Below are 12799 nucleotides of genomic sequence, written 5' to 3'. Positions count from 1 at the left end.
GGCGCCCCCCCGGCCCGGGGCCGGCCCCCCGCGGGCCCCCGGGCGGGGGGGGGGGGGCCCCCCCCCCCCCCCCCGCCCCCGGGATCACGGCCGTCCGGGCACCGCCCGCCCCGCCGTCACCAGCGGTCGTGCACCTGCGGCCGGATCCGGCGGTCGTACAGCTCCCGCACCGCCGCCAGGGTGGCCGGCGGCAGCGGCGCGAGGCCGGCGGCGGCCGCGTTGGCCCGCGCCTGCGCCACGTTGCGGGCGCCGGGGATCACCGTCGTCACGCCCGGCTGCTGGACGATCCAGCGCAGCGCCGTCTGGGCGGCGGTGGCGCCCTCCGGCGCGAGCGCGGCGAACTCGGCGGCCGCCTCGACGCCGGTGGCGAAGTCCACCCCGGAGAAGGTCTCGCCCTGGTCGAAGGCCTCGCCGTGGCGGTTGTAGGTGCGGTGGTCGTCCGCCGGGAAGACGGTGCGTTCGCTGTAGCGGCCCGAGAGCAGCCCCGAGGCCAGCGGCACCCGGGCCAGGATCCCCACGCCGGCCGCCTCGGCGGCGGGCAGCACCCGCTCCAGCGGCTTGAGCCGGAACGCGTTGAGGATGATCTGCACGCTCGCCACGCCCGGGCGCGCGATCGCGGTCAGCGCCTCCGCGCAGGTCTCCACGCTCACCCCGTACGCGGCGATCCGCTCCTCCGCGACCAGGGTGTCCAGCGCGTCGAAGACCTCGTCCGAGGAGTAGACGGGCGTCGGCGGGCAGTGCAGCTGCACCAGGTCGAGCCGCTCCACGCCCAGGTTGGACCGTGAACGGTCCGCCCAGGCACGGAAGTTCGCGAGGTGGTAGTGCTCGGGCCGCTGCTCGACCCGGCGGCCGAACTTGGTGGCGACGAAGACCTCGGCGTCCGGGCGGTCCTTCAGGAAGCGGCCGATCAGCCGCTCGCTGCGCCCGTCGCCGTAGACGTCGGCGGTGTCGAAGAGCGTGACGCCCGACTCCACGGAGGCCTCCAGCACGGCCAGGGCGTCCTCCTCACGGACGTCCCCCCAGTCCGCGCCGAGCTGCCAGGTTCCGAGTCCGACGATCGAGACGGGCCGGCCGGTGCGGCCGAGTACGCGCTGTTCCATGGGACGAGCCTCTCACGTCGATCGCCGCGGCGGCCGGTCCGCGCGTGCGCCCCGCCGCCGTCCGGGACCCGGGCGAGCGGCGCCGCCGGACGGGAGCGGCCCCGGCGGCTCCACGGGCGGATGTGCGCGCAGGTGCGCACGGGAACGCCCTACGATGGGCGGATGAGCACCGGCACCGATCGAGCAGATGCGCATCGCTCGCAGCAGCGGGCCGAGGAGCGCCTGGACGTCGCCGCGTCCGTGCTGACCCTGCTGGCCGACCGGACCCGGCTCGCCCTGCTGGAGCGACTCGGCCGCGGCGAGGCGGACGTCACCACGCTGACCGGGGCCACCGGCGCCGCCCGGCCGTCCGTCAGCCAGCACCTGGCCAAGCTCCGGCTGGCCGGCCTCGTCGCCACCCGCAAGGAGGGCCGGCGCGTGGTCTACTCGCTGCGCCACGGCCACCTGCGCCGGCTCGTCGACGAGGCGCTGAACGTCGCCGACCACCAGATCGGCCACCTGCCGCCGCACGACTGACCCGCGTCGGCGGGGCGCACGCGCCGGCAGGCACACGCCCGGGCGGCGCACGCGCCGACCGCACCGCACGGCCGGGGCCGAGTTTCGACGAATAGGTGCACAGGTACGCACTTGTTTTTATGATGGGCTGACCACCCCACGGCCCACCGGGACGACGCCCATGCTCTCCGTGCTGCGCAACCGCACCTACCGCCACCTCTTCACCGCGCAGGCCGTGGCCCTGGTCGGCACCGGCCTGGCCACCGTGGCGCTGTCCCTGCTGGCCTACCGGATCGCCGGCGACGACGCCTCCGCCGTCCTCGGCACCGCGCTGGCGATCAAGATGGTCGCCTACGTCGCCGTGGCCCCGGTCGCCGGCGCGCTCGCCGGCCGGCTGCCCCGGCGGACCCTGATGGTCGCGATGGACCTCACCCGGGCCTGCGTCGCGCTCGCCCTGCCGTTCGTCGACCGGGTCTGGCAGGTCTACGTGCTGATCCTCCTGCTCCAGGCCGCCTCCGCCGCCTTCACCCCGACGTTCCAGGCCACCATCCCGGACGTGCTGCCCGCCGAGCGTGACTACACCGACGCGCTGTCGATGTCCCGGCTGGCCTACGACCTGGAGTCCCTGTTCAGTCCCGCGCTCGCCGCGCTGCTGCTGTCGGCGGTCTCGTACGACTGGCTGTTCGCCGGGACTGCGGTCGGGTTCCTGGCCTCCGCCGCCCTGGTCGTCTCCGCCGTCCTGCCCAAGCCCGCCCCGGTCGAACGCACCGGCGGCGGCCACGCCCGGGCCGCCCTGGGCGCCCGCCTGTTCCGGGCCACTCCCCGGCTGCGCGCCCTGCTCGCCCTGGACCTCGCGGTCGCGGCCGCCGGCGCGATCGTCTTCGTCGACACCGTCAACGTCGTCCGCGACCACTTCCACCGCCCGGCCGGGGCCGTCTCGCTCGCGCTCGGCGCCTACGGCGTCGGCTCGATGCTCACCGCGCTCCTGCTGCCCCGCGTGCTGGCCCGGGTCGGCGACCGCGCCGTCATGCTGCCCGCCGCCTTCGCCCTGCCGGCCGTCCTGGCGGCCGTCACCGCGATCTCCGCCGCCCCGGCCGGCACCGGGACGTGGGTGGCCCTGCTCGCCGCCTGGGCGCTCGTCGGCGCCGGCAGCTCCGCCGTGCTGACCCCCGGCGGGCGCCTCATCCGCCGCTCGGCCGCCGACGCCGACCTGCCCGCCGCGTTCGCCGCCCAGTTCTCCCTGTCGCACGCCTGCTGGCTGCTCACCTACCCCCTCGCCGGATGGCTCGCCGCCGGCGCCGGACTGCCCGTCACCGCGGTCGTCCTCGGCGGGGTCGCCCTGGCGGCCGCGACGGGCGCCGCCGCCCTGTGGCCGGCCCGCGACCCCGAGGAGCTGGAGCACCTGCACACCGACCTGGCCGCCGGCCACCCGCACCTTGCCGACGCGCACGCGACCGCGGGCGGCGCCTGGCGGCACGACCACCACTACGTCATCGACCGCCACCACCACACCTGGCCCCGCCCGGCGGGCCGCCCCCACGCCACGGTGGGCTGACCCGGGGGCCGGTGCCGGCCCGACGGGATCGGCCCGACGGGTCGGCGTCAGCCGACCGCCCGGGCGGGCCCGACCGACAGGGCGTCCGGTGCGAGGGCGCCCGACCCTCCCTCCGGACGGCGGGTGCGGTGCTCCGGACGCCCCTGTCCGGGCCGTCAGAACCACTCGGGCCGGCACTCCTCGGCCGTCCGGTCGAGGCTGTCGAGCAGGTCGAACTGCGGCCCGGTGCGGGGCAGTTCGACCCGGAAGAAGTACCGGGCGGCCTGCCGCTTCCCCTCCCGGAAGGCGTCGGTGCCCGCGCCGAGCGCGAGGAACTGCTCCAGCCAGATCCAGGCCAGCACCACGTGGCCGACCGCCTCCAGGTAGACGGTGGCGTTGGCCAGCGCGACCGCCGGGTCGCCGGTCGCCCACAGCGCGGCGGTGGTCCGCCCGATCCGGGCCGCGGCGGCGTCCAGCCGGGCCGCGAACCCGGCCGCCTCGCCGCCGGCTGCCGCGGCCCGCGCGGAGGTCGCCGCGAGGGTGTCGAGGAGCAGCCGCAGCCCCGCCCCGCCGTTCATCACGACCTTGCGGCCGAGCAGGTCCAGGCCGTGGATGCCGTGGGTGCCCTCGTGGATCGCGTTGAGCCGGTTGTCGCGGTAGAACTGCTCGACGTCGTACTCGCGGGTGTAGCCGTAACCGCCGTGCACCTGGATGGCGAGGTCGTTGGCGGCCAGGCACCACTGCGACGGCCAGCTCTTGGCGATGGGCGTCAGCACGTCGAGGAGCAGCTCGGCGCGGGACCGGTCGGCCTCCTGCTCGGCGGTGGCCTCCTCGTCGAGCAGCCGGCTGCAGTACAGGCCGAGGGCGAGTGCGCCCTCGACGTAGCTCTTCTGCGCCAGCAGCATCCGGCGCACGTCCGCGTGCTCGATGATCGGCACCTGCGGGGCGTCCGGGTCCTTGGCGCCGAGCGGGCGGCCCTGCGGGCGGGTGCGGGCGTAGTCGAGGGCGTGCAGGTAGCCGGTGTAGCCGAGCGCGGTGGCGCCCTGGCCGACGCCGATCCGGGCCTCGTTCATCATGTGGAACATGTACGCGAGCCCGTGGTGGGCCTCGCCCACCAGGTGGCCCACCGCGCCCGGGGCGCCGCCGGGGGTGTACCGGCCCTCGCCGAAGTTGAGCAGGGTGTTGGTGGTGCCGCGGTAGCCCATCTTGTGGTTGAGGCCGGCGAGCACCACGTCGTTGCGTTCCCCGGGCGCGCCGTCCGGCCCGACCAGGAACTTGGGCACGACGAACAGCGAGATGCCCTTCACGCCGGGCGGACCGCCGGGGATCTTGGCCAGCACCAGGTGGACGATGTTCTCGCTGAGCTCGTGGTCCCCGCCGGAGATCCACGTCTTGGTGCCGGCGATCCGGTACGTGCCGTCGGCCGCCGGCACCGCCCGGGTGGTGATGTCGGCGAGCGAGGACCCGGCCTGGGGCTCGGAGAGGCACATGGTGCCGAAGAAGCGGCCCTCGACCATGGGCCGCACGTAGGTGTCGATCTGCTCCCGGCTGCCGTGCGCCAGCAGCAGGTTGGCATTGCCGACGGTGAGCAGCGGGTAGGAGGCGGTGGCGATGTTGGCGGCCTGGAACCAGGCCCGGCAGGCGTTGGCGACCACGACGGGCAGTTGCTGGCCGCCGATGTCGTGGTCCATGGAGGCGCCGACCAGTCCGGCTTCGGCGTAGGCCCGCAGGGCCCGGCCGATCTCGGGGATGAGGTGGACCCGCTCGCCGTCGAAGCGGGGTTCCTCGGCGTCGCTCTTCTTGTTGTGCGGGGCGAAGTGCCGGGTGGCGATGGCCTCGCTGAGGTCCAGTACGGCGTCGAAGGTGTCCCGGTCGTGGTCGGCGTAGCGGGCGCGACGGGTCAGGGCGGAGACGTCCAGCCAGTCGTGCAGCAGGAAGTCGAGGTCACGGCGGGAGAGCAGCAGGGAGTCCAAGGTCGGGTGTCCGATCGGCCGGGGTCCGGGGTGTCGACGTACGAGCAGCCGGGACCTTCCCGCCCGGCGCACCGCCGACACACCGGCCGGGCGGCTGACCCGATTCTCAGACGGCGGGTCGGATCTCGCCGGTACGCACCGGTAAGGTGGTGGACCGTGGCCAGTCGTAAAACGTCGATCCTGGAAGCCGCGGCACGGGTGATCGCCCGACGCGGGGTGCGCGGGCTGCGGGTTGAGGAACTCGCGGCCGAGGCGGGCGTGTCGACCGCGCTCATCTACTACCACTTCAAGGACCGCACCGGGATCCTCCGGCAGACGCTGGAGTTCATCAACGACCGGGCGGAGCGCTACACGACCGACCGCGCCCCGGACGCCCCGCCGCTGACGCCCCGCGAGGAGCTGGAGCAGACCCTGCTGCTGGAGCTCCAGGACACCGTCGAGGTGCGGGAGAACAGCACCGCCTGGGGCGAGCTGCGGGCGAGCGCGGTGTTCGACGAGACCCTGCGCGAGGACCTGGCGCGGGCCACCCGGACCTGGGTGCAGGAGATCGCCGAGCTGCTCGGCGACGTCCGGCCGATGGCCTCGGCGGTCGCGCTGGCCGGCGCGGCGGAGCGGCTGACGGCGCTACTGGAGGGCCTGAGCATGCGCTGGCTCAGTGGCAGCCTGCCGCTGGCGCACGCCCGGACACTGCTGGCCGACGCCATCGACGCCGAAGTGGTCCGGCTCGGTTCCTGATCCGAGCGGTTCCGCCCGGATCCGCACGGAAGCTTCACGTCGCGCACAACCGCCGTCAAGGATGCGTCATGACTCGCCCGCAAGTTTGACTGATTTTTCAGTCAGTGCGAGCCTGCATGTGCAGGCAGGGCACCTCCGTCCGCCCCGCTCCCTGGTGCGCCACCGCAGGTCGGCGCGAAGAGTGGAGTCGGCGGCCCCGCGCCCGTCCTGGCACCGTCGCACGATCTGGAGACCCTCATGACCCACTACCGCGATGACCGCTCCACCGAGGCCTACCCCTGGGTGCCGGCGGACGACGTCCCGCACGCGCGGACCTGGATGTCCTGGCCCTCGCGCCGGGGCGTGTGGGGCCTGCGCCTGGGCGGTGTCCAGGAGGACATCGCCCTGATCGCCCGCACGATCGCCGAGTTCGAGCCGGTGGTCATGTGCGCCCCCGACGACTGGACCGCGAACAAGGCCCGGTCCTGGTGCGGCGCCGGGGTCGAGGTGATCACCGCGATCCCCACCGACGACCTGTGGATGCGCGACATCGCGCCGGTGTTCCGCCGGGACGGGTACGGCGGCCTGGACGCCGTGGTCCTCAACTTCAACGGCTGGGGCAACAAGCAGGTCCACCACGACGACGCCCGGGCGGCCGAGCTCATCGCCACCCGCCGCGGCCTGCGCCACACCTACGCGGACTTCGTCGGCGAGGGCGGCGCGATCGAGACCGACGGCGACGGCACCGTGATGGCCACCGAGAGCAGCCTGGTCAACAAGAACCGCAACCGCGGCATGAGCCGCGACGAGATCGAGGAGGCCGTCCTGGAGGCCTACGGCGCGGACACCATGATCTGGCTGCCCGGGATCAAGGGCCAGGACATCACCGACGACCACGTGGACGTCACCTCCCGGTTCGTCCGCCCCGGCGTGGTGATGGTGCAGCTGCCGCCGGCGGACCGCAACGACGCCTGGGCGCGGGACGCCCGCGAGCAGTTCGCGATCCTGTCCGCCGCCACCGACGCCCGGGGCCGCCGCCTGCAGGTCATTCCCGTGCACGGCCCGGACACCGTCCGCTCCCGCAGCTCCAAGTTCGTGGACTCCTACCTCAACTTCCACGTCGTCAACGGCGGTGTGATCACCGCCCAGTTCGGCGACGCGTACAAGGACGCCGCCGCCCGGGACGCGCTCGCCTCGGCCTTCCCCGGCCGCCGGGTGGTGCAGATCGACGTCGACCGCCTGATGACCGGTGGCGGCGGCATCCACTGCTCGACCATGCACGAGCCGCTGCCCTAGCCGGCGCCCGCGCACGTACCGCCCGCACCGCCCACACCGCCCACACCGCCCACACCGCCCACGCCGTCCACACCGTCCACCGCCCAGACCAGCAGCCGGAGTTCCCGCATGACCAACGCCCCGTCCCGCCGTACCCTGATGCGCTCCCTGGCCGGTGTCGGCCTCGGTGTCGGCGCCCTCACCCTCGGCCTCACGGCCTGCGACCCCACGGGCGTCGAGGACATCGACAACCCCGTGCCGCCGCAGCCCGGCGGCACCCCGGGCCCGCGCCGCTTCGGCGCCGAGTGGGACAAGCACCTGCGCACGGTGATGTCCTGGCCGGCGTCCGAGAACGTCTGGGGCGACCAGCTCGCGGACGTCCGCCGGGACGTGGCCGGCCTGGCCCAGGCCATCGCCGCCCGCGAGCCGGTCGTGCTGATGGCCCGCCCCGAGCAGAAGGACGCCGCGCAGAAGGCCTGCGGCTCGGCCGTCGAGGTCGTGCCGATCGCCGTCGACGACCTGTGGGCCCGCGACACCCTGCCGGTGTTCGTCGAGGAGGGCGGCAAGGTCAAGGGCGTCGACTTCAACTTCAACGGCTGGGGCGGCAAGCAGCAGCGCGGCAACGACTCCAAGGTCGCCCGGACGGTGCTGGCGAAGTACGGCGTCGAGCGGATCGAGACCCGGCTGGTCGCCGAGGGCGGCTCGTTCGAGACCGACGGCCAGGGCACCCTGATGGTGACCGAGAGCTCCGTCGTCAACGACAACCGCAACCCGGGCATGAGCCGGGACCAGGTCGAGGCCGAGCTGAAGAAGGTCCTCGGCGTGACCAAGGTGATCTGGCTGGCGGGCGTCAAGGGCAAGGACATCACCGACGCCCACGTCGACTGCCTGACCCGCTTCGTCGCCCCCGGCGTGGTCCTGCTGGACCAGGCCTTCCCGGGCACCCCGCCGGACGTCTGGTCCCGCTCGGCCGACCAGGCCCGCTCCGTCCTCAAGGACGCCACCGACGCGACGGGCAAGAAGCTGCAGGTGGTGGAGCTGCAGCAGCCCGACCCTGACAGGATCACCGGGCGCGGCGACGCCTTCGTCTCCTCGTACATGAACTTCTACATCGGCACGAAGGGCGTCTACCTGCCGAAGTTCGGCGACGCCCGCGCCGACGAGCGGGCCCAGCAGATCATGAAGCAGTACTTCCCGGGCCGCGAGATCGTCCCGGTGAAGATCGACGCGATCGCGGCGGGCGGCGGCGGCATCCACTGCGCCACGCACGACATCCCCGCCCTGGGCTGACCGGACGGGCCGGTCCCGGAGTCGCTCCCGGGGCCGGCCGCCGTGCGGGGCCGGGTCCGGTCGGCGGACCGGATCCGGCCCCGCCGGACTCACCCGGCGGGCTGCTGCTGGGTGACGCAGTGGATGCCGCCGCCGCCGGCCCCGAGGTAGTCGATGTTCAGCTGCTCGACGGTCCGGCCGGGGAACAGCCGGGCGAGGGCGGCCCTGGCGGCGCTGTCGGCCCGGGTGTCCCCGAACTGCGCGGAGATCACCGCGTTGTTGCACAGGTAGTAGTTGGCGTAGGAGCCGACGAAGTTGGGGTCGGTCGAGCGGATGAGGTTGTAGTCGGGCCCCTGGATCCGGCCGACCGTGAACGGGGTGCCCTGGGCGCTGGTGGAGGTCGTCAGGGTTCGGTACTGCTGGCGCTCGTCCTGGGCCCAGACGTCGGTGTCGCTCGCGAGCGGCATCTGGACCACGGCCGTGCCGGCGCCGACGAAGCGCGAGGTGGCGTCCACGTGGTCGTCGGTGATGTCCTGGCCCGTGATGCCGGTGAACCAGATCACCTTGGTGGCGCCGAAGGCCGCGCACAGGGCGCTCTCGATCGCGGCCTGGGACATGCCGGGGTTGCGGTTGGCGTTGATGATGCTGCTGCGGGTGGCCATCAGCGTTCCCGCGGCGTCGGTCTCGACGGCGCCGCCCTCGGCGACCAGCCCCGCGGCGGTGAACGGCAGGCCGAGGTAGCCGGCGACCCGCTGGGCGACCAGGGCGTCGTTGCCGTGCGGGTTCTGGTGGTTGCCCCAGCCGTTGAAGTTGAGGCCGAAGGTGTCGAGGCCGCCGGCGCCGTCGGTGCGGAAGACCGGGCCGGTGTCGCGCATCCAGCAGTCGTCGACCGGGATGTCCCCGATGACGGTGACGGCCGAGCCGCACATCGACCGCGCCTTGGCCACGCTCGCCGGGTTGGCGCACATGGTCACCGGCTCGTACTTGGCGATGGTCTTCGCGATGAGCGCGATGTTCGACTGGACGCCGCTGAGCTTGTTCCGCCAGATGGTGGTGCTGTCCGGCCAGGCCATCCAGGTCCGGGTGTGCCGGGCGGTGTCCAGCGGCACGCGGTAGCCGGCGGCCACGGCCGGGCCGGCGGTGCCGTTGCGGGGTTGCGCCGCCTGCGCCCGACCGCCGGCGGCGGTCAGCGCGGTTCCGGCCACGGTGAGCCCGGCGGCCGCCAGGAACCGGCGTCGGTCGAGCCCGCCGTCGCGGGTCGGCTGGGGTCTGGAGCTGTCCTCCATCACTGCCTCCACATCAAAGTCCGCTGCCGGTGCAGCAGTTGACCGAAAAGGTAAAACTGGCCAAGCGCTCGGTCAATACATTGCGCAAGTATCGGTGCCGATGCGCCCCTGCCGCGCTCCCGCAGTCGTTACAGTGGCGGCCATGGCGACACAGGCGACGGGCGCAGCCCCGCGAACGGCCACCGGACCCGGCGGCACCGGCCGGGCACGCGCTTCCGCCAAGGGCGAGCAGACCAGGGCCCGGCTCATCGCCGCCGCCCGCACCCTGCTCGCCGGCGACGGCGCCGGGCGGTTCACCACCCGCAACGTGGCCGCGCTCTGCGGGGTCTCGCACGGGATGTGCCACTACCACTTCGCGGACCGCACCGACCTGATCGTCGCGGTCGTGGCGGACATCCGGCCCGAGTGGATCACCCCGCTGGAGGAGGCCGTCGCCGGCCCGGGCGGCTACGCCGAGCGCGCCGAGCGGGTCCTGGCACTGCTCACCCGGCCCGAGAGCCCCGACCTGGCCCGGCTGCACGCGGCCCTGCACTGGCTCGCCCTCAACGACGAACGCGTCCGGGCCGGCCTGGAGGCCGAGTACGCGCGGTGGCGCGCCTCCTTCGTGCGCCTGTTCCGCTGCCTGGTCGAGGAGCGCGGCGGGGACGCCGACCCGGTTCCGCTCGGCGAGGCCTTCGCCGCCGCCGTGGACGGCCTCGCCGCCATCGGGTCGCTCGACGGAACGGTGGACGACGAACGGGTGCTGCGGACCCTGCTGGACTCGCTGACCTCCGCCGTCGTCGCCGAGGCCGTCTGACCGGCCGGGACAACCCCCGTCACGCTCCGGGACCGGCCGCGGCCTCCGCGCGTTTGCGGCGCTCGACGCGGCTGGAAGCCACGACGGTGAACGTCAGGCACGCCGCGATGATGCCCTCGGCCCAGAAGAAGGACACGTAGTCGATGAGCGAACCGATCGGCGGCGAGCCGGGCGCGGCGTTGCGCATGCCGATGAGCGCGAACAGGGTCGCCGCCATCCACCCGAGCGAGGGCCACACCATCCCCTGCCGCCCCCGGTAGAGCACCTCGGCGCCGGCCATCACCGCCAGGGCGAGCGCCCACATGGCCGCGATCATGAACCAGGCCAGGATGAAGGTGCTGCGCGCCCGGGTGACCGCGCCCTCCAGGACGGTCGCCCCGGAGGCGCTCGGGGTGCTGGTCGGGTGGACCACGAAGAACGGATCGGCGTTCGCGACGACCAGGCCGACGGGCACGCCGCCGCTGGTGTCCGACGCCGCGAACGACACCGCGAAGTGGTGGCGGTCGAAGGGGTAGTCGGTCAGGGTGCCGTTGTAGAAGTCGGCCGACACGGCCTGGGGCGTCGCGGCCTCCCCCGGCGCCGCCCGCAGTTCGGTGCGGGTCGCCGCCTGGACGGTGATCACGACCTGTCGGCTGAACGCGGTGGAGTCCGGGCCCGCGGCGAGGCCGCCGTGCGGCACCGGCACGACGAAGAGCGTGAGTTCGCCCGTCCCGGGGTCGATGTCCTGGGCGGTGACGTCCAGTTCGATCCAGTCACCGGCGCTGGGCAGGGCCAGTTCGTGGGGCTGCTGCCGGGTGTTGCGCTCGTTCAGGTACAGCGCGACGCCGGCCGAGCACAGCATCGCCACCGTCAGCAGCGCGACGAGGAAGCGGTTCCCGCGCCACCGCGACGCGCTCACGCCCCGGTGCCCGGCTGCTGCTGGGTGGCGCAGTGGATGCCGCCGCCGCCCGAGGCGATGTGGTTGATGTCGACCTGGGTGACCTTGCGGCCCGGGTGGAGGTCGCCGATGATGCCGGCCGCGCGGTCGTCGGCGGCCTGGTCGCCGAAGCGCGGGACGATGACGCCGCCGTTGCAGACGTAGTAGTTGATGTAGGTGGCGAGGAAGTTCTTGCCGGCCCCCTGGATCAGGTCGAGTTCGGGCTCGGGGAGGTCGACCACCTTGAGCGTGCGGCCCTTGGCGTCGGTCGCGGACCCGAGCACCTGCAGCGCCTGCGCGGAGGCGGTGGTCCAGACGTCCGGCGGGGTGTCGGCGGCGGGGCGGTGCAGGACGACGGTGCCGGGTTCGGCGAAGCGGGCGAGGGCGTCGACGTGGCAGTCGGTGATGTCCTGCCCGGCGACGCCCCGGAACCAGATCACCTTCTCGACGCCCAGCAGTTCCTTGAAGCTCGCCTCGATCCGGTCGCGGCTCTTCCCGGGGTTGCGGTTGTCGTTGACCCAGGAGCTCTCGGTGGCCATCAGGGTGCCCTCGCCGTCCACCTCGATGCCGCCGCCCTCGCCGGTGACCGGCGCCTGGATGCGGGTGATGCCGTAGTGGGCGAGGACGTTGCGGGCGACCTGGCTGTCGTTGGCGTGGGTCTGCTTGTTGCCCCAGCCGTTGAAGTCGAAGTCGACTCCGGCGAGCCCCTGCGGGCCGGTGACGAAGGTGGGCCCGGTGTCCCGGGCCCACAGGTCGTCGACCATCAGGTCGAGCACCTCGACCGAGGAGCCGCAGGCCTGCCGGGCCTCGTCGGCCTGGTCGGGGCGGGCCAGCAGGACGACCGGCTCGAAGCCGGCGACGACCCGGGCCAGGCCCGCGATGTCCTGGCGGACGCCGGGCAGTTGGTCGCCCCACACCTCCTCCAGCGCGGGCCAGGCCATGAAGGTGCGGGTGTGCGGCGCGGACTCGGCGGGCATGGCCCGTCCGGCGGCCGCCGGGCTGCCGGACGGGGCCGTGCCCGAGGCCGTGGCACCGGGGCCGGGCTGCTCCTGCGCACCGCTGTCGGAGGAACAGCCACCGGCCAGGGCCAGTGCGGCGAGCGCGGCCCCGGACTGCAGGAGCGAGCGGCGGGACGGCCGGGGGTGAGCCATGGGGCCTCGATCCGGGTGAGTGTCGGGTTCGGCTCCGCAGGCTACTGACAGGGCGGTCAGGACCCGGCGCGGCACGCATCCGCCGTTCGGGGGAAACCGGTCACGGGGCTTCGGCGCCCTCCTCCCGTTCGCGGCGCAGCCGGTGTTCGGTACGGATGCCGAACCAGGCGGTGCAGGCCGGGGAGGCGGTTACGGGCGAACCGCCGGCGGCGGGCCGGTGGGCAGGTTCGCTGCCGACCCGGCGCCGCCGCCGGTGTTGCTCGGTCGCCCCGGCCCGGCAGGTCCCACCG

Annotated in this window: 12 protein-coding genes; 6 read left to right on the top strand and 6 right to left on the bottom strand. The window is 74.1% G+C overall.

Annotated elements, in window-relative coordinates; translation table 11 throughout:
• Positions 1–116: 116 nt before the first annotated feature.
• On the bottom strand, positions 117–1100 hold the full coding sequence (locus ACFV04_RS11105) for an aldo/keto reductase (protein ID WP_380347800.1): 984 nt from the start codon (positions 1098–1100) through the stop codon (positions 117–119).
• A 162-nt stretch (positions 1101–1262) separates the two neighbouring features.
• Here ACFV04_RS11105 and ACFV04_RS11100 point away from each other — a divergent pair, with 162 nt between their 5' ends.
• Entirely contained in the window at positions 1263–1616 is a 354-nt protein-coding gene (locus ACFV04_RS11100; RefSeq protein WP_380347802.1) for an ArsR/SmtB family transcription factor, read from the top strand.
• Positions 1617–1776: 160 nt separating this feature from the next.
• Positions 1777–3150, top strand: coding sequence for an MFS transporter (locus ACFV04_RS11095; RefSeq protein WP_380528421.1), 1374 nt, complete (start codon positions 1777–1779; stop codon positions 3148–3150).
• Positions 3151–3305: 155 nt separating this feature from the next.
• Here ACFV04_RS11095 and ACFV04_RS11090 read toward each other — a convergent pair whose 3' ends face one another.
• Entirely contained in the window at positions 3306–5102 is a 1797-nt protein-coding gene (locus ACFV04_RS11090) for an acyl-CoA dehydrogenase (RefSeq protein WP_380528420.1), read from the bottom strand.
• 156 nt (positions 5103–5258) lie between these two features.
• Here ACFV04_RS11090 and ACFV04_RS11085 point away from each other — a divergent pair, with 156 nt between their 5' ends.
• The 3 genes from ACFV04_RS11085 to ACFV04_RS11075 all read left to right on the top strand — a co-directional run bounded on the left by ACFV04_RS11085 (position 5259) and on the right by ACFV04_RS11075 (position 8381).
• Complete coding sequence (locus ACFV04_RS11085; protein WP_380347808.1) at positions 5259–5837, top strand: TetR/AcrR family transcriptional regulator; 579 nt, start codon at positions 5259–5261, stop codon at positions 5835–5837.
• A gap of 237 nt (positions 5838–6074) precedes the next feature.
• A complete protein-coding gene (locus ACFV04_RS11080; RefSeq protein WP_380528418.1) occupies positions 6075–7112 on the top strand; it encodes an agmatine/peptidylarginine deiminase in 1038 nt (345 codons plus the stop codon).
• Between the two features lie 108 nt (positions 7113–7220).
• Complete coding sequence (locus ACFV04_RS11075) at positions 7221–8381, top strand: agmatine/peptidylarginine deiminase (protein WP_380528416.1); 1161 nt, start codon at positions 7221–7223, stop codon at positions 8379–8381.
• Between the two features lie 89 nt (positions 8382–8470).
• Here the strand turns inward: ACFV04_RS11075 and ACFV04_RS11070 are convergent, their stop codons facing one another.
• Positions 8471–9646 carry an agmatine/peptidylarginine deiminase gene (locus ACFV04_RS11070; protein ID WP_380528414.1) on the bottom strand — a complete coding sequence of 392 codons (1176 nt, stop codon included), beginning with the start codon at positions 9644–9646 and terminating at the stop codon, positions 8471–8473.
• 142 nt (positions 9647–9788) lie between these two features.
• On the opposite strand from ACFV04_RS11070, the gene ACFV04_RS11065 reads away from it, so the two are divergent.
• On the top strand, positions 9789–10442 hold the full coding sequence (locus ACFV04_RS11065) for a TetR/AcrR family transcriptional regulator (protein WP_380347816.1): 654 nt from the start codon (positions 9789–9791) through the stop codon (positions 10440–10442).
• Between the two features lie 19 nt (positions 10443–10461).
• On the opposite strand, the gene ACFV04_RS11060 is transcribed toward ACFV04_RS11065, so the two are convergent.
• From ACFV04_RS11060 to ACFV04_RS11050, 3 genes are all read right to left on the bottom strand, one after another.
• The gene (locus ACFV04_RS11060) at positions 10462–11340 is read right to left on the bottom strand and encodes a DUF4436 family protein (RefSeq protein ID WP_380528412.1); all 879 of its coding nucleotides are present in this window, start codon (positions 11338–11340) and stop codon (positions 10462–10464) included.
• Positions 11337–12509: an agmatine deiminase family protein gene (locus ACFV04_RS11055; RefSeq protein WP_380528410.1), complete on the bottom strand. Its 1173-nt coding sequence runs from the start codon at positions 12507–12509 to the stop codon at positions 11337–11339. Before ACFV04_RS11055 ends, ACFV04_RS11060 begins: the two co-directional genes overlap by 4 nt.
• 100 nt (positions 12510–12609) lie before the next feature.
• The coding region (locus tag ACFV04_RS11050; protein WP_380528408.1) for a hypothetical protein at positions 12610–12799 on the bottom strand (190 nt) is incomplete at its 5' end.

Origin of the sequence: Kitasatospora sp. NPDC059599 (assembly GCF_042735125.1) — a bacterium.
In the GTDB taxonomy this organism is placed as follows: domain Bacteria; phylum Actinomycetota; class Actinomycetes; order Streptomycetales; family Streptomycetaceae; genus Kitasatospora.
Note: the sequence above shows the minus strand (reverse complement) of the source record. Positions and strands in the feature narration are given on the sequence as shown.

Excerpts from the sequence above, each read along its gene's own strand:
- ACFV04_RS11100 (WP_380347802.1), top strand. The coding sequence starts at position 1,263 with ATGAGCACCGGCACCGATCGAGCAGATGCGCATCGCTCGCAGCAGCGG.
- ACFV04_RS11080 (WP_380528418.1), top strand. The coding sequence starts at position 6,075 with ATGACCCACTACCGCGATGACCGCTCCACCGAGGCCTACCCCTGGGTG.
- ACFV04_RS11105 (WP_380347800.1), bottom strand. The coding sequence starts at position 1,100 with ATGGAACAGCGCGTACTCGGCCGCACCGGCCGGCCCGTCTCGATCGTC.
- ACFV04_RS11055 (WP_380528410.1), bottom strand. The coding sequence starts at position 12,509 with ATGGCTCACCCCCGGCCGTCCCGCCGCTCGCTCCTGCAGTCCGGGGCC.
- ACFV04_RS11070 (WP_380528414.1), bottom strand. The coding sequence starts at position 9,646 with ATGGAGGACAGCTCCAGACCCCAGCCGACCCGCGACGGCGGGCTCGAC.
- ACFV04_RS11065 (WP_380347816.1), top strand. The coding sequence starts at position 9,789 with ATGGCGACACAGGCGACGGGCGCAGCCCCGCGAACGGCCACCGGACCC.
- ACFV04_RS11075 (WP_380528416.1), top strand. The coding sequence starts at position 7,221 with ATGACCAACGCCCCGTCCCGCCGTACCCTGATGCGCTCCCTGGCCGGT.
- ACFV04_RS11095 (WP_380528421.1), top strand. The coding sequence starts at position 1,777 with ATGCTCTCCGTGCTGCGCAACCGCACCTACCGCCACCTCTTCACCGCG.